This window comes from Nonomuraea sp. NPDC026600 (assembly GCF_040638335.1).
Classification (GTDB): domain Bacteria; phylum Actinomycetota; class Actinomycetes; order Streptosporangiales; family Streptosporangiaceae; genus Nonomuraea.
The window spans coordinates 285,561-308,651 of the sequence record NZ_JBEZYD010000006.1 but is presented as its reverse complement, the minus strand read 5'-3'; the positions used below and the strand labels follow the sequence as shown (position 1 = coordinate 308,651).

At 67.0% G+C, this 23,091-nt stretch carries 27 protein-coding genes; 13 read left to right on the top strand and 14 right to left on the bottom strand.

Annotation, left to right across the window (positions count from 1 at the left end; all coding sequences use genetic code 11):
* Nucleotides 1-244: 244 nt before the first annotated feature.
* Entirely contained in the window at nucleotides 245-730 is a 486-nt protein-coding gene (locus AB0F17_RS17225) for a GNAT family N-acetyltransferase (protein ID WP_358023262.1), read from the bottom strand.
* A gap of 192 nt (nucleotides 731-922) precedes the next feature.
* On the opposite strand from AB0F17_RS17225, the gene AB0F17_RS17220 reads away from it, so the two are divergent.
* The 5 genes from AB0F17_RS17220 (at nucleotide 923) to AB0F17_RS17200 (ending at nucleotide 8,694) form a co-directional block, all read left to right on the top strand.
* A complete protein-coding gene (locus AB0F17_RS17220) occupies nucleotides 923-3,217 on the top strand; it encodes a glycosyl hydrolase family 28 protein (protein ID WP_358023259.1) in 2,295 nt (764 codons plus the stop codon).
* Between the two features lie 403 nt (nucleotides 3,218-3,620).
* Entirely contained in the window at nucleotides 3,621-7,334 is a 3,714-nt protein-coding gene (locus AB0F17_RS17215; protein WP_358023256.1) for a S8 family serine peptidase, read from the top strand.
* Nucleotides 7,335-7,686: 352 nt separating this feature from the next.
* Entirely contained in the window at nucleotides 7,687-7,959 is a 273-nt protein-coding gene (locus tag AB0F17_RS17210) for a hypothetical protein (protein WP_358023254.1), read from the top strand.
* Nucleotides 7,960-7,984: 25 nt separating this feature from the next.
* Entirely contained in the window at nucleotides 7,985-8,398 is a 414-nt protein-coding gene (locus AB0F17_RS17205; protein WP_358023251.1) for a hypothetical protein, read from the top strand.
* A gap of 122 nt (nucleotides 8,399-8,520) precedes the next feature.
* Complete coding sequence (locus AB0F17_RS17200) at nucleotides 8,521-8,694, top strand: hypothetical protein (protein WP_358023245.1); 174 nt, start codon at nucleotides 8,521-8,523, stop codon at nucleotides 8,692-8,694.
* 1,114 nt (nucleotides 8,695-9,808) lie between these two features.
* Here the strand turns inward: AB0F17_RS17200 and AB0F17_RS17195 are convergent.
* Entirely contained in the window at nucleotides 9,809-10,024 is a 216-nt protein-coding gene (locus tag AB0F17_RS17195) for a hypothetical protein (protein ID WP_358023242.1), read from the bottom strand.
* A 251-nt stretch (nucleotides 10,025-10,275) separates the two neighbouring features.
* On the opposite strand from AB0F17_RS17195, the gene AB0F17_RS17190 reads away from it, so the two are divergent.
* Nucleotides 10,276-10,533, top strand: coding sequence for a GntR family transcriptional regulator (locus AB0F17_RS17190; protein ID WP_358023239.1), 258 nt, complete (start codon nucleotides 10,276-10,278; stop codon nucleotides 10,531-10,533).
* 73 nt (nucleotides 10,534-10,606) lie between these two features.
* On the opposite strand, the gene AB0F17_RS17185 is transcribed toward AB0F17_RS17190, so the two are convergent.
* Entirely contained in the window at nucleotides 10,607-11,905 is a 1,299-nt protein-coding gene (locus tag AB0F17_RS17185) for a hypothetical protein (protein ID WP_358023235.1), read from the bottom strand.
* A gap of 101 nt (nucleotides 11,906-12,006) precedes the next feature.
* Here AB0F17_RS17185 and AB0F17_RS17180 point away from each other — a divergent pair, with 101 nt between their 5' ends.
* Complete coding sequence (locus AB0F17_RS17180; protein ID WP_358023232.1) at nucleotides 12,007-12,432, top strand: DUF4440 domain-containing protein; 426 nt, start codon at nucleotides 12,007-12,009, stop codon at nucleotides 12,430-12,432.
* 16 nt (nucleotides 12,433-12,448) lie between these two features.
* On the opposite strand, the gene AB0F17_RS17175 is transcribed toward AB0F17_RS17180, so the two are convergent.
* Genes AB0F17_RS17175 through AB0F17_RS17160 form a run of 4 tightly spaced genes read right to left on the bottom strand, consistent with a single transcriptional unit; the run spans nucleotide 12,449 to nucleotide 14,751 of the window.
* Nucleotides 12,449-13,528 carry a hypothetical protein gene (locus AB0F17_RS17175; protein WP_358023228.1) on the bottom strand — a complete coding sequence of 360 codons (1,080 nt, stop codon included), beginning with the start codon at nucleotides 13,526-13,528 and terminating at the stop codon, nucleotides 12,449-12,451.
* On the bottom strand, nucleotides 13,525-14,010 hold the full coding sequence (locus tag AB0F17_RS17170; protein ID WP_358023225.1) for a SigE family RNA polymerase sigma factor: 486 nt from the start codon (nucleotides 14,008-14,010) through the stop codon (nucleotides 13,525-13,527). Before AB0F17_RS17170 ends, AB0F17_RS17175 begins: the two co-directional genes overlap by 4 nt.
* 43 nt (nucleotides 14,011-14,053) lie before the next feature.
* On the bottom strand, nucleotides 14,054-14,293 hold the full coding sequence (locus tag AB0F17_RS17165) for a hypothetical protein (RefSeq protein WP_358023222.1): 240 nt from the start codon (nucleotides 14,291-14,293) through the stop codon (nucleotides 14,054-14,056).
* A 44-nt stretch (nucleotides 14,294-14,337) separates the two neighbouring features.
* The gene (locus tag AB0F17_RS17160; protein WP_358023220.1) at nucleotides 14,338-14,751 is read right to left on the bottom strand and encodes a GntR family transcriptional regulator; all 414 of its coding nucleotides are present in this window, start codon (nucleotides 14,749-14,751) and stop codon (nucleotides 14,338-14,340) included.
* Between the two features lie 206 nt (nucleotides 14,752-14,957).
* Between AB0F17_RS17160 and AB0F17_RS17155 the strand changes: the two genes are divergently transcribed.
* Entirely contained in the window at nucleotides 14,958-15,203 is a 246-nt protein-coding gene (locus tag AB0F17_RS17155; protein ID WP_358023217.1) for a hypothetical protein, read from the top strand.
* Nucleotides 15,204-15,390: 187 nt separating this feature from the next.
* On the opposite strand, the gene AB0F17_RS17150 is transcribed toward AB0F17_RS17155, so the two are convergent.
* Nucleotides 15,391-16,221 (bottom strand): sugar nucleotide-binding protein, encoded by an 831-nt coding sequence (locus AB0F17_RS17150; RefSeq protein WP_358023214.1) that lies wholly within the window; start codon nucleotides 16,219-16,221, stop codon nucleotides 15,391-15,393.
* A gap of 27 nt (nucleotides 16,222-16,248) precedes the next feature.
* Nucleotides 16,249-16,620, bottom strand: a complete 372-nt coding sequence (locus AB0F17_RS17145; RefSeq protein WP_358023211.1) for a DUF5997 family protein — start codon at nucleotides 16,618-16,620, stop codon at nucleotides 16,249-16,251.
* A 55-nt stretch (nucleotides 16,621-16,675) separates the two neighbouring features.
* Here AB0F17_RS17145 and AB0F17_RS17140 point away from each other — a divergent pair, with 55 nt between their 5' ends.
* Nucleotides 16,676-17,413, top strand: coding sequence for a LysR family substrate-binding domain-containing protein (locus AB0F17_RS17140; RefSeq protein WP_358023208.1), 738 nt, complete (start codon nucleotides 16,676-16,678; stop codon nucleotides 17,411-17,413).
* A gap of 161 nt (nucleotides 17,414-17,574) precedes the next feature.
* Here the strand turns inward: AB0F17_RS17140 and AB0F17_RS17135 are convergent, their stop codons facing one another.
* The 4 genes from AB0F17_RS17135 to AB0F17_RS17120 all read right to left on the bottom strand — a co-directional run bounded on the left by AB0F17_RS17135 (nucleotide 17,575) and on the right by AB0F17_RS17120 (nucleotide 20,522).
* The gene (locus tag AB0F17_RS17135) at nucleotides 17,575-18,600 is read right to left on the bottom strand and encodes a M23 family metallopeptidase (protein WP_358023205.1); all 1,026 of its coding nucleotides are present in this window, start codon (nucleotides 18,598-18,600) and stop codon (nucleotides 17,575-17,577) included.
* Between the two features lie 498 nt (nucleotides 18,601-19,098).
* Complete coding sequence (locus AB0F17_RS17130) at nucleotides 19,099-19,230, bottom strand: hypothetical protein (protein ID WP_358023202.1); 132 nt, start codon at nucleotides 19,228-19,230, stop codon at nucleotides 19,099-19,101.
* Nucleotides 19,231-19,788: 558 nt separating this feature from the next.
* A complete protein-coding gene (locus AB0F17_RS17125) occupies nucleotides 19,789-20,082 on the bottom strand; it encodes a hypothetical protein (protein ID WP_358023199.1) in 294 nt (97 codons plus the stop codon).
* Between the two features lie 164 nt (nucleotides 20,083-20,246).
* Nucleotides 20,247-20,522, bottom strand: a complete 276-nt coding sequence (locus AB0F17_RS17120) for a winged helix-turn-helix domain-containing protein (RefSeq protein WP_358023196.1) — start codon at nucleotides 20,520-20,522, stop codon at nucleotides 20,247-20,249.
* A 97-nt stretch (nucleotides 20,523-20,619) separates the two neighbouring features.
* Between AB0F17_RS17120 and AB0F17_RS17115 the strand changes: the two genes are divergently transcribed.
* From AB0F17_RS17115 to AB0F17_RS17100, 4 genes are all read left to right on the top strand, one after another.
* Complete coding sequence (locus AB0F17_RS17115; protein WP_358023193.1) at nucleotides 20,620-20,931, top strand: hypothetical protein; 312 nt, start codon at nucleotides 20,620-20,622, stop codon at nucleotides 20,929-20,931.
* Nucleotides 20,932-21,082: 151 nt separating this feature from the next.
* Nucleotides 21,083-21,472 (top strand): DUF1877 family protein, encoded by a 390-nt coding sequence (locus tag AB0F17_RS17110; protein ID WP_358023190.1) that lies wholly within the window; start codon nucleotides 21,083-21,085, stop codon nucleotides 21,470-21,472.
* Nucleotides 21,473-21,568: 96 nt separating this feature from the next.
* A complete protein-coding gene (locus AB0F17_RS17105) occupies nucleotides 21,569-21,874 on the top strand; it encodes a hypothetical protein (protein WP_358023187.1) in 306 nt (101 codons plus the stop codon).
* A 3-nt stretch (nucleotides 21,875-21,877) separates the two neighbouring features.
* Nucleotides 21,878-22,162, top strand: coding sequence for a hypothetical protein (locus tag AB0F17_RS17100; RefSeq protein ID WP_358023184.1), 285 nt, complete (start codon nucleotides 21,878-21,880; stop codon nucleotides 22,160-22,162).
* A 38-nt stretch (nucleotides 22,163-22,200) separates the two neighbouring features.
* Here the strand turns inward: AB0F17_RS17100 and AB0F17_RS17095 are convergent, their stop codons facing one another.
* On the bottom strand, nucleotides 22,201-22,923 hold the full coding sequence (locus AB0F17_RS17095) for a hypothetical protein (protein WP_358023181.1): 723 nt from the start codon (nucleotides 22,921-22,923) through the stop codon (nucleotides 22,201-22,203).
* Between the last annotated feature and the right edge of the window lie 168 nt (nucleotides 22,924-23,091).

Sequence of the window (23,091 nt, the reverse complement as noted above, 5' to 3'; positions counted from 1 at the left end):
GACGCGCAGCGAGCCGGACACACGCCCGGACCCGGCGAACAACCGCGGGCCGGCACGTAGCGAACCAGCCGCAGGCCGGCACGCACTGAACCGACCCGCAGGCCGGCACGCACTGAACCAGCCGCAGGCCGGCACAGAACCGAACCGGCCGCAGGTCGCCTCTCATGGACGCGGCCTGCGGCCCGATCGCCGAGAGAGGTCGGCGAAAGGTCGCGAGAGGCCAGCGAGATACTCCGTCAGAGGTCTAGCGGGCTTCGGCGGAATACTCCGCCAGGCGCTTGAGCGGCTCGTCGGTCAGCCTGAACATCGTCCACTCGTCCATCGGCACGGCGCCGAGCTTGCGGTAGAACCCGATGGCCGGCTCGTTCCAGTCGAGCACCGACCATTCGAGCCGGTGATAGCCGCGTTCGGCGCAGATCCCGGCCAGCTCGGCCAGCAACGCCTTGCCGTACCCGGAGCCGCGCGTGCCGGGACGGACGTACAGGTCCTCCAGGTAGATCCCGTGTGTCCCCCGCCAGGTGGAGAAGCTGAGGAACCACACGGCGAAGCCGGCCACCTCGCCGTCGTGTTCGGCGATGTGCGCGAACACGGCGGGTTCGGCGCCGAAAAGCACCTCGCGCAACTGCGCCTCGGTCGCCCGCACCTCGTGCGGGGCCTTCTCGTACTCGGCCAGCTCGTGCACGAGCTGGAGCATCGCGGGGACATCGTCAATGGTGGCACGGCGAATCATGGGCCTCAGCGTAATGCGGGGAGGCAAATCCCAGAACCGGTTGCAGTCATTATGGCGCTTAGAGACCCGATGTTTTTTGCGCAATAACCTCTCGATCTGGAGGTTTCCAAATCCTATCCCTTGTCACATCCGACCTTTGAGCCTAGCTTGAGCGTCAGGTCTGCAACCGACTGTCAGGCAGGAGCACCCCCCATGAGCGAATCCGCCTTAGCAAGAGCAGCCTCCTGGGTTGCCGCCGTCGTCCTGGCGATCTTCTCGATCGTCATCCCCACCCAGTCCGCGGGGGCACTGGCGGTGTTCAACGTCAAGGACTACGGAGCGACAGGCAACGGCTCCACTAACGACACCGCCGCCATCAACGCGGCGATCACGGCGGCGAACAGCGCCGGCGGCGGCACCGTGCAGTTCCCGTCGGGCACCTACAAGTCCGCCAACTCCATCCACATGAAGAGCAACGTCACCATTCAGCTCGACAGCGGCTCCACCATCATGGGCGCGTCCAACGACGACTATGACGCCCCGGAGTCGAACCCGAACGACGACTATCAGGACTACGGGCACAGCCACTTCCACAACGCGATGATCTGGGGCGACCGCCTCACCAACATCGGGTTCGTCGGGACGGGCACCATCGACGGCGGCGGCAACCTCATCACCGGCAACCCGGACTCCGGCGAAGCCGACAAGATCATCTCGCTCACCCGCTGTGACGGCCTCACGGTCAGCGGCATCCGCCTGCGGCGCGGCGGCCACTTCGCGATGCTCACCAACGCCTGCAACAACATCACCTCGGACGACCTGCGGATCGACACCGCGAGCGACCGTGACGGCTGGAACGTCATCAGCGCGCAGAACGTCACGATCCGCCGCCCCAACATCGCGGCCAACGACGACGCCCTCGTCTTCAAGAGCGACTGGGCACTCGGCCAGACCTACGCGAACGGCAACGTCACCGTCACCGACGCCCAGCTCTCGGCCGTGTGCTGCAACGCCCTGATGTTCGGCTCGGAGACCTGCGGCAACTTCACCGGCTACCACTTCGAGCGCATCTCCATCAACGGCTCGAACAAGTCGGGTCTCGGCATGGTGTCGATGGACGGCACGGTCATCTCCGACGTCCACTACAAGGACATCACGATGACGAACGTACGGGCGGCGATCACCGAGAAGATCGGCACCCGCAGACGCTGCGGCAACAGTCCGGGCGTCGGCCGGATCGAGAACATCACGTACGAGAACGTCACCTCCTCCGGCCAGAGCGGCAACAACTTCACCGCCACCCTGTGGGGCGAGTCGAACACCAGCAACCGGATCCGCAACGTCACGTTCACCAACGTCGACCTGACCGTCCCCGGCGGCAACGGCTGCGTGGGCACCGGCGTGCCGAGCAACGACCCGACCAACTACAACCCCAACAGCATCGGAACCCGGCCCGCGTACGGCTGGTACATCCACAACGCGCACGACATCAAGTTCGTCGACAGCTCGGTCCAGTTCACCTCCAACGACTGCCGGCCCGCGGTGATCGCCAACACGGGCAGCACGGTGACGTTCGACCGGTTCACCGCCGAGCGGGGCAGCAACAGCCCGAACGACATGGTCTTCCAGACGGTCACCGGCTACTGCGTCCAGAACAGCCAGAACACCGCCGGTGGCGCCCTGCGCGTCAGTGCCACCGGCTCCACCGACACCTGCACGCCGGGCAACCCCGGCACCGAGTTCCTGGAGGCCGAGGACGCCACGATCTCCCAGGGCGTCGTGGAGTCCAACCACGCGGGCTTCAGCGGCACCGGCTTCGTCAACGGTGACAACGTCGTCGGCGGCTACGTGGAGTGGAGCGCGCCGGCGGAGCAGGCGGGCAACGCCACGCTGACCTTCCGCTACGCCAACGGCACCACGACCAACCGGCCGATGGACATCACGGTCAACGGCGTTCTCGTGGCCGACGAGCTCGCCTTCCCGCCGACGGGGGCCTGGACCACCTGGCAGTCCGTGACGGTGACCGCGCCGCTGAACGCGGGGGCCAACGCCGTACGGGCCACCTCCACCACGGCCGGCGGCGGCCCGAACCTCGATTATCTCGACACCGCCGCGGCCGGGCCCGCCCCCACGGAGTACCAGGCGGAGAACGCGACGATCTCCCAGGGCGTGGTCGAGTCCAACCACGCGGGCTTCACCGGCACCGGCTTCGTGAACTACGACAACGTGGTCGGCAGCTACGTCGAGTTCGCGGTGACGGCCGCCCAGGCGGGCAACGCCACGGTGGTCCTGCGCTTCGCGAACGGCACCACGGCCAACCGGCCGATGGACATCACGGTCAACGGCGTTCTGGTCTCGGACGAGCTCGCCTTCCCCGCCAGCGGCGCGTGGACGACGTGGAGCACCGTCACCGTGACCGTCCCGCTCAACGCGGGTGCCAACACGATCCGTACGACCTCGACCACGGCCGGCGGCGGCCCCAACCTGGACCGGATCTCGGTCGCCTGAGCCTTCCGCCTTCCTGCGGCGGAACGGACCGCCGCCCCGCACCCGCCGGCGGGGCGGCGGGATCATCCTGCGTGCGGCGACCGGAAAGTACGGTCGCCGCCCGTCGGCCGGATCAGCGGGAAACCAGCGCCCCCAACCTCATGCCCGGCTCCGGCGGCACGGTATAAAGATCACCACGGAAAGCGTCGGGACGTCGTTTGGGAGCGCTCCCGGAACCGACCGGCTTGAGGCGCCCGGAACATGGACCAACGCCCGCGGCCCGAGGGGAGGCCCCGCGACGTGCCCGCCCACGAACGGGAGGACCTCCCCTTTGTTCCACAACCGCATCGCCGCGGTGTTCACCGGTTTGGCACTCGTGCTCTGCACCACAGCCACACCCAGCTCGGCGACTCCCCCCACCACAATGGACGAACCAGTCAAGCCCGGCACCATCACCCTGATCACCGGCGACGTCGTCGACTTCACACCCGGCGTCAACGGCGGGCCGCCGATATTGGCCACCCGGGCCGCACCCAGGCCTGACGGCGAGCCGGTGACGTTCGCCACGCTGCCCGACCGCGACGGCGGCACCCTGGTCATACCGTCCGACGCCGCCGACCTGGTGGCCGCGGGCACCCTCGACGACGAGCTGTTCGATGTCGAGACCCTCGTACGGGAGCACCGCGCCCAAGCGATCCCGCTGATCATCACGTACGGCGGCAACCCCAGCGAGGCGGCCGTCACGAAGGCCGCCGACGCCCTGCCCGGCACCGAGCGCACCCGCACGCTCGACATCATCGACGGCGCGGCCGTGACAGTGAAGACCGCCGAGACCGGCAAGCTGTGGTCGGCCCTCCTGCCCCAGCCCACCGGGCTGAAGGCGAACCGGCCTGCCAAGATCTGGCTCGACCGGCGCGTCAAGGCGTCCCTGGACCAGAGTGTCCCGCTCATCGGCGCACCCACCGCGTGGCAGAAGGGCTTCGACGGCGCCGGCACCAAGGTCGCGGTCCTCGACACCGGCATCGACGCCGGGCACCCCGACTTCACCGGCCGCATCCTCGCCACCGAGAACTTCTCCACCACCCCGGACACCACCGACGTGGTCGGCCACGGCACCCACGTCGCCTCCACCATCGCCGGCTCCGGCGCCGCCTCCGACGGCAAGTACCGGGGAGTCGCGCCCGCCGCGTCGCTGCTGGTCGGCAAGGTGCTCGACGACTACGGCTACGGCGAGCTGTCCTGGCTGATCGCGGGCATGGAGTGGGCCTCGGCGCAGGGCGCCGACGTGGTGAACATGAGCCTCGGCGTGTGCTGCGGCGACGGCACGGACCCGACGAGCCAGGCGGTCAACGAGCTGACCAGGAAGTACGGCACGCTGTTCGTCGCCGCCGCGGGCAACGAGGGCGAACCCCAGACGGTGAGCGTCCCCGCCGCCGCCGACAAGGCGCTCGCCGTCGGCGCGGTGGACAAGATCACCGGTACGACCCTGGCCCCGTTCTCCAGCATCGGCCCTCGGCTGGACGACGCCGCGGTCAAGCCGAACATCGTGGCCCCCGGCGTCAGCATCGTCGCCGCCCGGTCCGGCGCCTCCGGGCAGCCGTCCATTCCGGGCAACGACCGCTACACCTCCTTCAGCGGCACCTCGATGGCCACGCCGCACGTCGCGGGCGCCGCGGCGGTGCTGGCCCAGCAGCATCCCGACTGGAACGCCGACGAGCTGAGCGCCGCCCTGGTCTCCACCTCGGCGCGCAACGACAAGCACAACTGGTTCGAGGAGGGCGGCGGCCGGCTGGACCTGGGGCGCGCGGTCACGCAGAGCGTCTTCGCCGACCCGGTCGTCGACTTCCTCCGCCTCGAACGGGGCAAGGGCACCGTCACCAAGAAGGTCACGTACCGCAACACCGGCCCTGAACCCATCACGCTCGCCCTGAAAGCCGACACCCGGGCCTGGAGCGGCGGCCCCACCCCGGCGGGGGCGATCCGCCTGGGCGCGGAGACCGTCACCGTCCCCGCGAACGGCACCGCCACGGTCGACCTCACCGTGAACCCGGCCCTGGGCCCCGAGGGCGCCTACGGCGGCTGGGTCACCGCGACGGCGGGCGACTCCCGCCTGTCCACGCCGTTCAGTTACTACACCGGCCCGGACACGCACCTGCTGAAGATCTCGCTGACCAACTCCTACGGCGCCAAGGAGTTCTCCTCCCGTCCCGGCCAGGGCGGGCGGCTCGGGCCGCTGGTCTACATCGTCCCGCTGCGGCGGAGCAACAGCCCGGATGACCCCTTCCATCCGTACGCGTACTACTACGGCCGGCTCGACCTGACCGGGAACGGCGAGCAGTACCTGCCGGACGGCGATTACGAGGTGATCGCCGTCGCGAACGAGACCTACATGAGGACCCGCACCTCCCTGGTCATCGGCAACGTGACCCTGAAGGACGACCAGACCCTCGAACTGGACGCCCGCGACACCGTGCCGCTCAAGCCGTCCTCGCGCGACGCCATGGACGCCGAGGGCAAGGTCCAGTACGTGCGGACCTTCACCGACCGGCCCTCGCCCATCTCGATCACGGCGAGCACCGAGAACGGCAGGCACGTGGACCTGTACGCCACGCCGGTGCCGTCGGTCAAGGCAGGCACGATGAGCCTGTCACACATGTGGCAGCTGGAGCCGGGCGTACTGGCCACCGCCACGGCGGGCAGGCTCACCCTAGACCCGTCGTACGAGGTCGACACGGTGCGCTCGCTCATCACCAAGCCCACCGCCTATCCCGTGGTCCACGCGGGCCAGGGCAGGCCGCAGGACTTCGCGGGCCTCGACGTCACCGGCAAACTGGTCCTGGTGGGAGTGCCCCTCGGCACCGGCCCGACGCCGTACAGCGACGCGACCCCACGGATGGACGAGGCGTCCGCGCTGGCCAAGCAGGGCGGCGCCGCCGGGTTCATCGGGTTCTACGACGCCGACGGGGCCGGGACGCGGCTGCCCGGGTTCGCCGACACCAGGTTCCTGCGGCTCGGGCTGGACGCGGCGCAGGGTCGTGCCCTGCGGGACACCGTGCGGCGGGGTACGAACTCGCTGCGGCTCACCCCATACACCGGAGAGTCCACGTACTACCGGCTGCGCTACGACGAACAGGGGAAGATCCCCCGCAAACCGGCGAAGCTGGACCGCGACCGGCTGGCCCGCGTCGACACCCGCTACCACGCCGACCAGCCGAACGCCCAGGGACACCTGCTGGTGACGACGTCCGCCGGTGCGTCCGCGCTGTCGTTCGGCCAGTGGGTGACGATGCCGTTCGAACGTACCGAGTACTACGGCCCGGCCGGTGACGACGTGCTCTGGTCGCGCTCGGTCGGCAACCAGGGCCTGGAGCTCACCTCGCAGGACACGTTCGCGCGGGCGGGCCATACGGACGAGGACTGGTTCAAGGCTCCGCTGGTGCCCGGCGCGGCCGCCGTGCCGGCGCGCTACCCGGTGACGGTGCCGTGCGCGCTGTGCCGGGACGGCGACCGGTTCGTACCCGCCGAGCAGTGGCTGGACTCGGACCCGCGCCACTACAGCGCGCTGAGCACGGTCTCCTCCGCTCCTCGTCTTGCGGCGGGCGGCACCGAGATCCCGATGAAGGGCTGGGGCCCCCGCTCGTTCACCGTGCCCGCGGGCCCGTCCCCGTACCGGCTCGACGCGGTGGACACCAGCTACCGGACGCTGTCGCCGAAGGTGACCACCGGCTGGCGGTTCACCTCCTCGGGAGACCCTTCAGGCACGCCACGCGGCTACTCCTGCTCCTTCGGCGCCGCCTGCGCGTTCCAGCCCGCTTTGGTGCTCAAATACGACCTACCGGTGGACCTGCTCAACCGGGCCCCTTCCGGGCGGCCTTTCACCTTCGACCTGACCGCTCGTCCGGCAACGCCTTCGGCTTCGCCGGCACGGTCGGCCAGGGTGGAGTACTCCACCGACGACGGCACCACCTGGCGCCAGGCCGAGAACGTCCACAAGCTCGGCGACGACCGTTTCAGAGTGCGCGTACTCCACCCGGCACTGGCCACCACCAGCGGTTTCGTGTCACTGCGGGTCAACGCTGAGGACAAGGCGGGCGGCACGGTCACCCAGACCGTCGACCGCGCGTACGGGCTGAAGTAACCTCTTCGGCTTCGGCGGCCACGGGATGCTCGCGTTCCGTGGCCGCCTACTCGCATGTCCAGTGCCAGCCGTTCCGGCAGAACGGCATGGGGGCTGTCCTCACCTTCGCTGCCGCGCTCGACGATAGCGAACGCATGCTGACCACCGCGTCTGGCAGGAAAAAACAGAGGGCGCGATCTTGACGATCACGCCCTCTGAGGGGCCGTGGCCCCGGATAAGCCTGTTGCCGTCTTATGCGGCTGTTTTCATCGTACCGCAAACAGAGATCCGCGACACTTCCCTATGCTCGCAGTCGTCACGTCGACACCGACTGCCCCGCAGCCCCCTTCACTCATCCTTTCTAGGACGCAGGATGCACAGCACTCCCCCTGGAGGCGACCCCTCCTCGAACTACTCGCGGCACGTCGCGACACGCATGCTGGACTTCAGCAGCCCGAGGACACCCTGGCCTCGCCGGCTCTGGGACGTCAGCTCTTTCTTCACCCTGGAGGAGCTCCACGAGGCCGGCACCTGGGTCGACCGCCGTCGTCGCCGCGTCCCGCGCAGCCGCGCTGGTCGCCTGCTCCTGGCCACGGGCCGAGCTTACGGCGCTGTCCCACCGCATCCGGAGCACCGGGAGCGGTGATCTGGCCGAACGGCTGGACCGGTGCGTGTCCAACCGGGAACGCGCCGCCTTGATCGCGAGCGAGCTGGAGCAGGGCCACGCGTTGCCGCTCGAACGCTCCTGGCGCCGCAGTAGCGACATCGCGGCCGTCGCCCGTATGCGCGCGCTACTGGCAGACCCCACGCAGGTGCTCGGCCGGGTACACCGGTATGTGGAGATCTCTCTGCGCAGGCTCTACCGCAGCCGCAACATCGTCCTGCACGGCGGCTCGACGGGCGGGGTGGCGCTCCAGGCGGCCCTTCGGGTGACCGCGCTGCTGGTGGGGGCCGCGCTCGACCGGCTCACACACGCCGACCTGGTAGCCGGAGTCTCGCCCCTCGTCCTGGCCTCCCGCGCAGAGACCGCACTTCGCATGGTCGGCGATGAGATGGGCCCTGGACTCTGCGAACTGATCGAGTAGCTGTGACTGGGACGATGACGCTGCGCTTGTCGCCCGATTCGCCATTGTGATACGCCACTCGCGCTAACGCGCACCCCAAAGGAGATTCGCCCACAGCCGGTCTGCTTCAGCCTTCCGAGGCCATGGGCTCTCGCTGGCATGGCCTCGGTCAGCACGTTCTTGATCCGCTGGCCCTTGATCTCCTCCACCCGGCACTTGCCGCCACCAGCGGTTTCGTGTCCCTACGGGTCAACGCTGAGGACAAGGCGGGCGGCACGGTCACCCAGACCGTCGACCGCGCATACGGGCTGAAGTAGGCCGGTGGCGGCCACGGGACACTCACGGCCCGTGACCGTCGTCGGATCAATGCACCAAGCCAGGTACGGCGTACTGTCCTTCCGCCTGGAGGGTGAACAGCTGGTGGCTCTGCCCCGTCCGCGCATTCACCCCGTAGGCCACCGCCGACCCACCGCTCGGCTCGCCTCGTCGTGCGACTGGCCGACCTCCGGAAGTTCGGCTCCCGGCCGCTCGGCCTGCTTGCGTCTGCGCCACGAGATATTCTGGTTGACCAGTGCTTTTCGGGCGTACGCCTCGGGATTGCCGCCTTGGCGAGCTTGGCCCGGTGCGAGGCGACGCGGGTGAGGACCTGCGGGGTGCGAGAGGCACCTACTCCTCGGTCCACATCTCTGCTGCGATCGCAAGCATTTCCTCGGACCACGCGAGCGTGTCATCGGCAGCCAGAGCGAACTCCTCTTCCAAGGAGAGTTCTCGCCGGACAAGGCCAGCGTTGCTTGAGACGGTAGGCCACAGACCTTCGGTCACGCCCATTCCCTTAGCCCTCCCGCTTGCAATCCGAAGCCGTTGGTGGTTCCTGAGCAGCCTTGTCAACGAGCGCGTCATACTGATTTTAGTCGAGACGAGCCTGTCACAGAGTTCACTCCCGTACAGCCCGGAGCCCTAGCGTCGGTTTGAATCTCCAAGACACGGGTCGGGCTTGCATAGAGCTACCAGCGCTACTGTGCGCGCCCCTCAGGAGTCTTTCCCACAGCCCCTTCGCTTCAGCGGCCCGAAGCCAAGGGCTCTCACTGAGACGGATGCCCTCCGACGACCTCTCGGTCCGGCGGATGTGGCCGAGCCCGCCCGCCACGCAGAACTCGTACACCGTGATCAAGCATTCGCACGTGTGGCTTCGGACCCGGACGGAGTTGCATCTGGCCACCGAGTCGGACCAGTCGATCGCGGTGTATCCCTTTCGCAGGGGCTTCAGGTGCGGGCCGTGGAATTCCTCCATGGTCATGCCGATCTCCAAGGACGATCGTGTCATCCAGTTCCGGACATGGGATGGACTTACTCAGGCGCTCCCGTACTGTCCCAGGGACGGCGGTCCCTGCTTGCTTGGATCAGGCAGGGACCGCCGTCCTCGGGTGACGCCTAGCTGGTGGACGGGTCGGCGGCGCGAAGCTCGGCACCGCCGAACCGGACTGCCCCGACGTCTGAGGCCTTCGAGTCACGCAGGGCGTCGGCGCCCTCTATGCCAGGAATCGAGACGATCAGAACACAGCTCTCGCCTTCCTCCTCGTGCCGATTGCCACCGCATGTCCTGCTGAACGACACGTCGCCGAGATATCCGCCGTACAGCTCCATCACGTGATCTCCTTTCGCCTGGCGCCGGAGTCAGGGCGCACATGCCTTGCACGTGTACACCTGGGCTTGAACCCCTCGCTTCGCGATTCGCCACCACGGCAACGAGCCAGAGCATTTGATGAGTGCGATCCAGCCCTGCTGTCACTCTACGGCAACCTGTGCAGTCATGTCCATGCATATGGCGTCCCAAGGCATCACAGGGCATCCTTGGCAGCTCTATGGTTGCACGTCAATGGCCTCGTAGCGTTATGTACGTGACGGGGGCAGAAGACATCAAGTGGGACGCGACGCTCTACAAGTACGAACAGATCGCGCAAATCCTCAGCGAGCGCATCAGGTCGGGCATCTACCCGCCACAAACCGTGCTATCCGAAGTGGCCTTTGAGCAGGAGTTCGGCGTCGCTCGGCGCACCGTGCGCCTGGCCATGGAGATCATACGAGAGCAGGGCCTGATCGTCACCAGACGCGGCAAGGGGTCTATCGTCGTACGCCGCGATGGCAATGGATCCTGAGGCGTAGAGGTCGGCTCAGCCGTTCTTCTTGGTACGGCCACCGCGACCGGATGCCCTGTTGGAGATCACTGGTCTATAGCACGTACCCCAGCAGCTTCACCGCCTTGCGGAAGGCGTCCTCGCTTTCCATTGGCACGGCCAGCCAACGGTCGCCGAGCGGGCGGCACAGTTTGCCTGCTTTGCGATCGCCCGCGATGAGCGCCGCGATCGCCGCGTCGTCTGCCTCGATCAACCGGACCAGCCCCCGGTCGCGCACCTGGTGAGCCTTGCGCTTAACGTCCGCCAGCAACGTGGTGACAGTGGAGGGCAACTCGTGATGCCCCCGCTCGTCCAGGAATGTACGCAGGCGCTCCAGGTCCTGGCCCGCCCCCAGCGCGTCCCGCAGCGATCGAGCCGACAACGTCCACACCCGGTCGGCGGTCTGCGCGGCATAGCCGTCCAAAGTCAGCCGATCCACTGCCGTCAACTCACCGGTGACCACGATGTCGAAGTTGGGCAACACCTTGAGCACCTGCTCGACCGCGGCCGGGGCTGCCTCGTAGGCCGTGCTCAACCCCAAAACGTAGGCCCCGAGGGCGTTCAACCGGACCGCCCGCAGCCCGTCGTAGCGGCTCAGCCGCTCCAGGTCGTCGGCGCCCCAGTTCCCGTGGTAGTCGTCTCTGGCTCCCTCCGGCTCGACATATCTCACGTCGACCAGCCCCAGCGTGGCCGCGTACTCGAACAGCACCGCCAGGGTGTATCGGCCCTCCAGGATCGGCCAATCCCCGAATCCCGCGTATCCCAGGCTTCCGTACTCCGGATCCACGAGATACAGGCGCCACAACCCGCGCTCGGTGCGCGCGATCACCGGATCCAGCCCGTTCCGGCGCATCACCGCGAACAGGTCGTCGACCTCGACCCACTTCCCCGGCTCGCACAGCGTGAGCGCCGCCGCGACCTTCTGGCGCCGCGGCTTGGCCGCCGTCAGCACGTTCTTGATCCGCTGGCCCTTGATCTCCTCCACCCGGCTGAACTCGTCGATCACACCGCCGCTGATCCAGCGTCGCCACAGATCCCTGATCGTCGCCGCTGCAGGCTTGGCCAGCGCCGTACGGCCGCGCGCGGTCAACTGCAACCGGCCACCGGCCAGCTCGGCCAATCCGCCGGCCTGCAGCAGCAGCGGCCAGGCGAACGCCGCGATCGGCTCTCCGTCATAGAAGTCACCCCCGGCCATCGCCGAAGCCACGGCCGCGACCGTCGCCGCCGCCGGCCGCTGCGTCTTCTCGCTGCATCGCAACTTTCCCGCCGCGCACAACTGGAGCACGGCCTGCACATTGGCCGCCGCCACCGCCTCGGTCTCCCGGGCCACTGCCGCCTCGTCATCGTGAGCCACCGTCGGACTGTAGTACCCCAAGCCCATCCCGATCAGGTGATCCTCGATGACTTCGAGCTCCCCTCGTGACTAGCTGCTGATCCAGTGAAAGGGTCGCGTTCATGGACGAACTCAGGGAACTGGTCGAATCCTTCTTCGAGGCGGTCTCCTTCGAGGAGGGTGGGCGGCCGTCGTACGCCGCACTCCACGACCTCTTCATCATGGACGGCAAGCTGATCAGAAGCGGCCCCGGCGACCCGGAAATCCTCTCCGTCACCCAGTTCACCGCTTCTCGCGGCAAGCTGTTCGAGGCGGGCGAACTGACGTCCTTCCGGGAAACCGAGTCGGCGGCGACAACGGAGTCCTTCGGAAACGTGGCCCATCGGTTCAGCACCTACCGGAAAGAGGGCATCTTGAACGGGACGAGGTTCGCCGCTGAGGGCGTCATCTCGACTCAGTTCATCCGGCTGGCCGGCGAGTGGAAGATGAGCTCCATGGCCTGGGACGACGAACGACCCGGCCTGGTCATCCCCGAGCGATACCGATGACCGCGCGGTCATCGGATCAACCCACCAAACCAGGCACGGCGTACGCTCCTTCCGCGTGGAGCGGGAACAACTCACGGGCCTGCCCCGACAGCACATTCACCGCGTAGGCCACTGCCTGCACAGCGCTCCTGGGCGACTCCGCGATGGCGATCAGAGTGACCTCTTCGGCGTTCAACCAGCCGCCCAGCTTGGCCGGCTTCAGATCTCCCGGAATTCCGGACACCGCCACCCGCGCCTGCATGCCCCCGGTGAGGGCGTCGAAGGTGACGATCGTTCCGTCTCTCTGCACCCTGGGCGCCTCACGGCTCAGGAACTGCCCCACTCGAACGAGCCTGCGGCCATCAGGGTTCAAAGCGCTGAAATCGTAGGTGAAGTCGGGGATGGTGACCGGCTTATGGCCACGTACCCAGACCTGGGTGGTGTCGTCATATGGCTTGGCCAGCACCACCGGGCCGTCATCATCTGCCACGCTCACCGGCCACCAACCCTTGTCCAGTTGCTCCACCGTCCCCTGCTCGACGTCCACCAGCATGTTCGGCTCACGCCGGCCACCCCAGCCGGAGACGATGAAACGCAACCCGTTGGGTGACATCCGCAGGGTGTACTCGACCGCGAAGTCCTGCTTCGGCTGCTTCAGCGGCGCCTTCCAGATCCGGCCACTGGCCAGGTCGCGCACCACGATCCTGCGGTCCTTCTCGCTGTAGTAGGCGATCCGGCGACCGTCAGCCGTGGCCTCCACCGGCCCCGGCCCCGCGGGCATCTTGAAGGTCTCGCCGCTTCGGGTCACGATGCGCCACTCGCTCTCCTTGCACCCGCCCCGGCAGGACGGCCGATAGGCCTGCTGCACTGGCGCGACCCCCTTCGCGGGCAGCGGCAGCGCCTTGGTCTCCGGCGGTGTGAGAACGACCGGCGGCATCGGCCGTACCTCTTGGAAACGTATGGCGGAGCCCCCGGCGATCCCGACGGCCACCACGGCGGCAGCCAGCGACAGGCGGACCACGCGCTTGCGACGTGCTCCCCTGATCGCCAGGTCGGCCAGGTCGACGTCGGGCGCGTGGGCGGCCAGCTCGTGCAGATCCTCGCGGAGCGTGTTCATCGGTCCACCTCCTGTGGGGTGAGCGCACGCAGCTTTGACAGCGCGTAATTCGTCTGGCTCTTGACCGTGCCTAGTGAGGTGCCCATGAGCTGGGCGGTCTCGTGTTCGGTGCGATCTTCGTAGTAACGCAGCACGATCACCGTCCGCTGTTTCGGGGTGAGCTGGGCGAGCGCGTGCAGCAGAGCGAGCCGCCGCACGGTCGCCTCGTCGTGCGACTGGCCGACCTCCGGCAACTCGGCTCCCGGCAGCTCGACGCGCTTGCGTCTGCGCCACGAGATGTTCTGGTTGACCAGGGCCTTACGGGCGTACGCCTCGGGATTGCCGCCCTTGGCGAGTTTGGCCCAGTGTGAGGCGACACGGGTGAGGACCGTCTGCAACAGATCCTCGGCGAGGTGGGTGTCTCCGGTGAGCAGGTACGCCGTCCGCATCAGCGATTGCTGGCGGGCACGTACGAACTCGTGGAACCCCTCATAACGGTCCATGTACTAAAGAACTCCGGGAAAGACCCCAAGGTTGGAAGCAGGCTCAAGAACGTGACCGCTCGCGAAGAGCCGCCTCCAGCCGCAACCCGAGTCCGACCAGGACAACCAGCACGAAAACGGCGAGCACCTGCCACGGTGGCCTGCCGCCGTCAACGAGGAGAGCCCCCACGCACAACGCGCCGCCCACGACGAGACCGATGGCTCCACAGATGCGCAAGGTCTCGACGTCGTCCGGAACCTCACTCGGCCGCGCGGGCACCACGGGGTCCTCTGGCTCGGTCACGGCGAAGAGCATCCCACATCGCCACCACGCCCGCCCGCAGACGCTCAGCGCTCCGGCCCGCGGATCTCGACCTTGTCGGCAGGCAGCACCGCGACCTTGCCACTCGCCTTTTCAAGCACGAACACGGCGGCTTCCGGATCGAGCCCAAGCCGTTCGCTCTCCTGATCGCTCGACACCCGGAAGATGCCGTAGTCCCCCGGCTCTATCACCACGACGGTGATGTCATCCGATCCGAGACGTACTACGGTGCCCCAGTTCGGGACCGTGTAGACGTAACCGCTGTCCCGCAGATGATTGATCGCCTCGAGGATGGTGCTCCGAGCCACGCCATACGCCTGCTCAAGCTCCGCGACACGAGGCAGGCGGTGGCGAGGCAGCCATTCGCCGGACTCGATACGCTCGCGGAGAGACGCCGCGACCTGCATGTACACCGGCTGCTCACCCTTGGGATCGATCACGATCCAACGGTAGGTACGGGCATGAGCCACACTCGCTCCCGCTCAACGCACCGGACGGAACCTAGACCGTCACGTGACCTCTCGCCATACAAACCGACTTACCAATGAGCGGGAGAACGCTCGACGCCACGTCAAGGAACTCAGCCCGCACCCCGCACGTTTGCCCCCTGCCGGGGATCATGTGAGCGCAGTCGAGGAAGAGACAGATGCCATTGTCCAAGGACGGCCAGCGGGTTGCCGACGAATCCCGTTGGGCGCATGAGCAGGGCCGTGGCATTTTCGTCGCGTCCATCGCCAGCAGTTACCAGCGCGCGACCGCCACGGCGTGGGAAGTATCCGAGTTGATCGAGGCCATTGAATGGCACGGTTGGAGGCTGGAGCACACGTCCGAGGTGGCTTACATGTCCGGCCACCAGTCGCTCAGATGCGTCTTCCGCCGCGCACATCAGTGACACTCGAAGACGGCCGGATACGCCCACGCAACAGAGCTGACCTGCGATAGTCCCACCCTGTGACGGAGCCGTCTCTATTCCCGCGACGCACCGAGGCCCTTCACCGTTCTTCGAGCACGCGGATCGCGCTCAGCGGCGCCGGACTCGTCCGCACGCCGGCAACCCGCTTGTCCGACGACGGTTGCGATCATCGCTGACCGTCACCCAGAAATTGCCGCGCGCCGCGCAACTTCGTCTGAAGCCGTCGCTGAGTCATGGCGCAGTCCAGGCGCACGTCTATCGGGCCGGGCAACCCGGTGTCCGCCCGCCGGCCTGACGGCAAATGGTCCACGTCGAGACCATCGCGGCGAGCGATGAGCAACCCGAGCTCGTATCGGCTTACCGCATCGGCTCCGGCGACATGGTGGACGCCGCGATACTCAGAAGCGGCGAGTTCCAAGAGCGCCGCAGCAAGGTCGACTACATGCACGGGGCACCGTACGTCATCGGTGAACAGCACTCCTCTCGCGCCGCCGGTGGCCAGTGCATGCACCAGGGCCTCGTGCGGGGAGTCACCGTCGCCGATGATCAAGGATGTCCGGGCTATCACCGCGCCCGGCACGATCGCGTTCACCGCCGTCTCGGCGGCGGCTTTGGCCGCGCCGTACGGGCTGATCGGGTCAGGGACGCAGGTCTCGTCATAGCGAATCGCGGCGCCGGAGAAGACCGCGTCGCTGGACACATGGACGAGGCGTCCACCCGCCGTGGAGACGGCGAGAGCCACGTTCGCGGCGCCAATGGCCGTGGTCGTCCAATCCGTCTGACGGTAGGCAACGTTGATGACCACCTGTGGCCGGAACGCGCCGACCAGCACATCGACGTCCTCTCGTCGGCGCACGTCGAGCGGCACCCACTCAAGACCAGCGGCCTCTCCAGGCCGGGTCAGATAGGTCGCAGCCACCTCATGCCCGGCAAGCGAACACTGTCGAGCGAGCTCACTACCGAGAAAGCCACTACCGCCGACGATGAGGGTTCTCACGACCGGTCACCATAGTTGATCAGCCGTCTAGCGTTGCTTGAGGCGGAGTGCTTCTTTGCGGCTCTCGGCCTGGATGGACCGCTCGCGCTCCAGCCACGCCGGGTTCTCCGCCTTCAGCGCGTCGATCTCGGCGGTGGTGAGCGGTTCGGTGATCCCGCCTCTGGTCAGGCCGGAAATGGAGATCCCGAGCTTCGCGGCGATGACCTGCTTGGGGTGCGGGCCGTTGCGGCGCAGGTCGGCGAGCCAGGCGGGTGGCGTCGACTGCAACTCGTTCAGCTCGTCCCTGGAGACGACACCCGCCTGGAACTCGGCGGGCGTGGCCGAGAGAAGGACACCCAGCTTCTTGGCCGCGGTCTCAGGCTTCATCGTCTGGATGGTCTTCGATTTGGACGAGGTCATGGCGCAAAGCGTAGTCAGTCGGAACGGGTTCCGCTGACATCGGTACCCTGAGGAAGTGACAGATGGGGAGACCGGCGACGAGTTCCGGCTGGCGTACGTGCCCGGGGTGACACCCGCGAAATGGGTGAGCGTCTGGACCGAGAGGATGCCCGGCGTGCCGATCACCCTGGTCGCGGTTCCCGCCGCCGAGGTGGTGGGACTCCTGCGGGATGGCGGCGCCGACGCCGGATTCGTCAGGCTGCCGGTCGACCGGGACGGGCTCAGCGTGATTCCTCTCTATGTGGAGACCACGGTGGTCGTGGTGCCCAAGGACCACGCGGTGACCGCCGTCGACGAGGTGGCCATCGCCGACCTGACGGACGACGAGGTGTTCCATCCTCTGGACGACACCCTCGAGTGGGCGGTACGGCCCGGCCTGCCCGCGTTCACCCGACCGGCCACGACGGCGGACACGGTCGAGCTGGTAGCGGCCGGCAGTGGGCTGCTCCTGGTCCCGCAGTCGCTGGCCCGCCTCCACGACCGCAGGGATCTCACGTACCGGCCGGTGCCGGACGCGCCGCAGTCTCAGGTCGCGCTGGCCTGGCCCACGGCCGCGACCACTGACCTGGTGGAAGATTTCATCGGCATCGTGCGCGGCCGGACCGCGAACAGCTCGCGGGGCCGTACCCCCGCCTCCCCTGCGGTGGAGCGGGCACAGCAGCAGCCACAAAAGCCGCGAAAGCCTGCGCAGAATGGCTCCAGCCGCCGGGCCGTGCCGACCAGCCGTAAGAAGAAGGGCAACCGGCCTCGGTAACCTGCGGCCTCGAACCTCCAGACGGCGTCCGAATTCCCCGGCAGCCTCTGCCAGTCAGCCGGACTTCGGCTGTCGCAGGAGCAGGAGCAGGAGCAGGCCGCCCGGATCGCGCAGAAAAGCGCCGCCACCCGCAGTGGGTGGCGGCGTTCATGGTTCACATGTCAAGTGCAGTGTTCGAAGGGGCTGTTGTAGGTGGCCGTACCGGCCTTGCCGCCCCACTTGACGCACTTGTCCGCCGCGCTGGCGAGTACCGGACCCGCGAAGTAAGTGAAACTGCCGCTGTCGGTGACCCGCGTCTTGCCCTTCACCTCCAGGTAGGCGCTGGCAGCGGTGGCCTTGCCAAGGGAGGTCGCCTTGATGGTGGCCACGCAGTTCTTGCTGTTGGCCGAGTTGAACAGCAGGTAGACCTTGCCCGCCGTACCCAGGGCGGCCGAGTCGATCACCTTGTAGCCGCTGCCGCACACCGACGCGGCGGTGTGCGGGTTACCGCTGCCGCCTCCGCCGCAGTTCTTGGAGGTGAGCGTCTGGTTCGGGTAGCCGAACGTGACCCCGTTGAAGACGGCCTTACGGATGTTCGACGGGTAGCTGGTGCCCTGGCGCATCTCGAAGTGCAGGTGAGGCGAGATGCCGTTGCCCGGCTTGCTGGTGTTGCCGACCGCGCCGATCTTCTGGCCCTGAGTGACCTTGGCGCCCGCGGCGACGGCGCGCGAGTTCAGATGCGCGTAGAAGGACGTCCAGCCGCCTCCGTGGTCGATCTTGACCAGGTTCCCGTAGCCGTTGACCGAACCCTGGTGGGCCGAGATGACCACGGTGCCCGCGGCGGCGGCGACGACGGTGTCCCCGAGGTCGGCGTTCGGCGTGCTGCCCCGGTTGAAGTCGATCTCATAGGACTTGTGAGCGCTGCTCCCGCTGGAGTTGCCGTTCCACGACTGACCGCAGGGGAAGGGGAGCTGGAAACTCGGGGCGGCCAGGGTCGATACCTGCGGCCCCTCCGCCTGGTTCGGGGGATCGTTGTTGTCCGCCCCGGAGGTCGGCGTGGGGGTGGGTGTGGCGGTCTGCGTGGTGGTCGGCGTAGCAGTCGGCGTCGGACCGGCCTCAGCCCCCGTCGTGCTCGCTAACGCGCCCTGACCGGACGCGAGGCAGACAAACAGGGCGAACCCAACCGTGAGTACCCCTTTGGGTCTCATACGAAATCCTTTCTACGTGTGCCGGGGACGAGGCTTGGCCGGCACCGTGCATGTCTATGAGGTCGTTCGAAACGTCTCTTGCTGGAGATCAAGAGTGCGGATGAGCCATACAGAGAACATCCAGAACCTGCATAGAGGGCCAACCGATTCGGGCACCTATTGGTCACCGTCAGTCACCGGAGACCGGGAGAGTGGGAGCTGACCTGCGGTTCGTGCTCACGCTGCGGCGCCGGTACTGCGAGACGGCACGCGGGCGAAAGATGTGCGCGAGGCCACCAGATCCGACCAGGATCAACAGCTTTCGGACGGCGTCCTGGGCCGTGGTGACGGCCGGAGGCCAGGACCCCCAGTGTTGTCGGGCCAAGGTATGGGCGAGCGCCCCCAGCGGGCCTCACGCGAATGGCACGCCCGTACGGACGTACCGGGCACTCCACCCGCACCAGCCATTGACCAGGAGCCCGTCGCGATCATCCCGAAGCCGAGGCCCCGCCATAGGCGCTATCTATGGCGGCGCAGCAACACCGTGGCAAGCCAAATGATGGTGGGCAGCAGAAGAAGCAACACCATGAGGCCGATCCCGAGGGCGATCTCGGCGTCGGTCACTGGCCCGCCTGAGAGGTCATCGTCCACCCCACGAGGCTATCCTCCGCGCGTGTGGCGCTGATCTACCGGCACAGTACGGCGGAAGCTGGGCCAATGGCACGAAGCCCCGTTTCCATGATCGAAATCAGGGCTTCTCTAACAGGCGGGCAGTACTGGTATCGAACCAGTGACCCCCGCTTGGCAAGGCACGCCAAGAGAAGCCGGGATCCTGGGTGATTCAAGGTCTCGCCTCGGCAAACGTTCCGCCCAAGTCCCCAGCCGTCCTCGCTCATCCCTGGCCGTTGCCACTCAGATGGTCACTCAGTGGGACGACGTGGCCGTGCCCCAGTTCGGGCGTCTCCTGGTAAACGAGCGGTGACGGCGGCATCGAAACGACTGGCAAGGCGCTCGATCAGGAGGCTGGTGACGTCGGCGGCGCCGGACAGGGAACGCCTCAGCATCACATCGATCGAGAACTCGTCAGGCTACGCGATGCTCGGACAGTCGGCTCCTGGTACCGGGCTCTCGCCTGGAGGCGACGAATCGGAGGGCGACGAAATGCAACCAGAACTCGAGCAAATGTAACCGGCACATGGTTACGTTTACCTACGGCTCCACGGGTTCGCTCTGGCGATCATCCCGGAGCCGAGTGCCCCTGCCGGAGGCAGTCTGTCCATTACACGTGGCTGCTGCCGCGATGGCACCGAGCATCATCCCGACGCCTCCAACGACGAGAAGTGCGGGCTCGCTCAGCGCGACCAGGGCAAAGGATGTGGGCGTAGACGTTGTCGTTCCCCGTCCGTCGGAGCTGTAGAAGAGACCGGGGGGATCGAACACGATCATGCCGACGCCAACGAGGATCAGGAGGGTTCCCGCACCAAGGAAGAGGTTTCGCAGCATGACACCGGATGTTATGGCTACGGGATGCGGCGGGACAGACCCCTTGGAGCGGAGCGGTCGGGGTCGGGGTCGGAACGACCTGGCGGCGGCCCGGTGATCGGTGGGTCACTTTCTAGACGATCATCGACGTCCGCACTTGTCCATGGCGGTCGTCACCTGGCCAGTCACTCAGAGCGCTTCGTCCGCTCGGCCTCGATCTCCTTGCGCTCTTCGGGCGTGGTCACGAAGCTGCCCATGCCGGGCTCCGTACGAATCAGCCCGTCCGCGCGAAGGGCGCGCATGACCTTCTGACCGGTGGCGTTGGCGAGTCCGAACTCCTCGATGAGCTCGATCAAGGATGGGATGCGCTCCCCCGCCTTGTACTCGCCCGTGCGGATGCGCTCGACCATGATCACGTGCACCTGCCGCCACTTGGGCTGGTTCGCCTTCAGCTCCACCATTGCAGCAACACTAAAGAGACATACTGCATCATGGCGATGGACAGTACTCTCGCGTCTGCTATAGCGCACCATAGCTTTGTGAGTTTAGGATGCGGCCATGACACCAGCACGAGACCTCGACGGGCTCGCACTCGGTGAGTGCGCCAGCCGCCACGTGCGGACCCTCCGGAGAGATCACCTACGAGTCGAATGGGCGCTGCCGCTCGGCGCTCTCGAACGACTCCGCCCACTGGCCTGGACCTGCGCATGCCGGGCTACGGTGTACGAACTGTGCTCCAGCGGAAGCAAGGGCCTCATCCGGCGCACCGTCCAGCACAGCGACGGGCACGTGGTGCATGAGACACAGCCAATGTCGATTAACGACGCCTGGACGCTATGGGCCGCCCTCCTGGACGGCACCGCTCGATAGGCATGCCATGGTCCCTGCAACACCGGTCTTGAGGATGGGCTGGGATGGGGAGGGCAGCGCAGGTGAAGAACCTCGAACTGGTGATCCTAAGATCTACGCACACATATGCTCGTCGCCGAAGGCCAAGTCACGGTATACGAGGGAGGCAACCGTGGGGGTCTGCATCTACATCGACGTCGTCAGGGACGGAAAGAAGCTTGGTAGCTACGACCTCGACGAAAGCGCGCACTACCTTCGCGTGGGGCTGGAGGCACTGGGGCTCGACGGTGACGAGATCGTTCACGGGGTGGGGGGTCCGGACGGCGTCGACGCCGAGGGGTCGGAGGAAGGATTCGTGGGCCGACTCGCCCCCGAACAGGTCAGAGCCTTCTGGGAGCGCCTTTCGCCCGTCACCATCGAGCAGTTCATGACGGGCCTACGGACGACCGAGAACGTCAACGGCGACGACGAGGAGTACTTCACGCTGTACTTCGCCGACCTCAAGGAGACGTACAGCGCGGCCGTTCGCGCGGACGCGGGTATGACGATGTCCTGGTACTGACGGCCCGCGCTAGTCCGAGATCCCTTTTCGTGATCGACGTGTTGGGGATCGGGGGTTGAGCTGGACCTTCGACCCGAGGTCGCGTATTACCCATATATGGTCAGCGCGGCCGACGTCGCCGCGCGGGTGGCCGATCGGCACTGGCACCGCTACCGCGCCGGGCAGGGCGCCAAGGGCCCGCGCTGGTACGCCTGGGCCTGCGCACGCATCGACGACAAGACGACGGACGGCTGTCGGTGGCTGCTGGTCCGACGCAACCTGACCACCGGTGAGCCGGCGTTCTACCGCTGCTACGCGCCCGCCCTCAAGTCGTTGATGACCCTGGTCAAGATCGCCGGTCTCAGATGGGCGGTCGAGGAGTCATTCCAAGCCGCCAAGGGCCAGGTCGGGCTGGACCACTAACAGGTGCGCGGCTGGACGGCCTGGCACCGGCACATCACCTTGGCCATGCTCGCCCTGGCCCTCCTGGCGGCCATCGCCGCTGCCCAGCCACCCAGCACCGACGACCGCATCCCGCTGACACTCCCCGAAGTCCGCCGGCTGCTGGCCGCGCTCGTCCTGACCACCACCCACACGATCACGAACATCCTGCGCTGGCCAGACTGGCGCCGCCGCCACCAAGCAACAGCCCGACGTTCCCACTACCTGCGCCAAACCAACCATGATTGCGATGTGTCACTGGAGTACTAGGGGGAGCACTCCGCCGAGGCACATGGCTTGATCTTCGGTTATTGGATGGTCAGACGGTGGCCATGCTCGGCGGATCGGGGACAGAGGAAGATCGTGAGCGCGGCATAACGACCGAGCTGGAGCGTGGTTGGTTCCAGCGTCTCCTGGCATTCGGGCGTGCTCCATTCGAGGTGACGTTCTTCCAGGGGCCGCCATCGGGGTGCGCTGCCGCCATCCCATTCGCTGCTGTCAAGTTGGAGGAGCGGCTCTGTTTCCGTTCCGCAGACGTCGCAAGGTAGTTCGTACATGTCAGTGGCGTGCCAGGACTCCCATCCTCCGATCTTGCAGCCCGGCGCGATGGACAACAGGTACTGGTAGGAATGCTCCGAATCGTCTTCCCAAGCGTCCAGCGCCGTCTGGAGATGTTCTGGCAACTCTTCGGGGAAGGGGTACTCGGCGACCCGTTCGGGATGGAGCACGCAGGGGCGTGGCAGGTAGTCCTCGTAGCTGAGGTCGGCCACGGGGGTCTCAGGACCACCGTCGGGCGTGGTGTGATCCCGCATGGGCGGTTCAGCGAGGACGTCGGTCACGTCGGTGGCGCGGCGCCAGACCAGCAGCGGAGCAGGAGCGGATCCCACGGCCTCCAACTCATGGTCGTTGGGACACCACAGCACCTGAAGCAGATCGGTTCCCTCAGGAAAGGGAATCTCCGGGATGTCGCGTGCATAGAACTGGGCGACACCGACTACGGGGATCGGGCTCTCAGGGACGCGGTCCAACATCGTCAGCCAGCCTGGCTGACCGAAGGGCGCGGCCTGTACCTGCACTGTTCGGTCGCATGCCGGCCATGGCTCATTTGACGGCCAGAGCAGCGGTCCTCCAATGTGGCTGTCATGCATGCTCGGCTTTCCGGGCCGCGGGTGAAGCCGGACAGCTGTTCTTGCGTACGC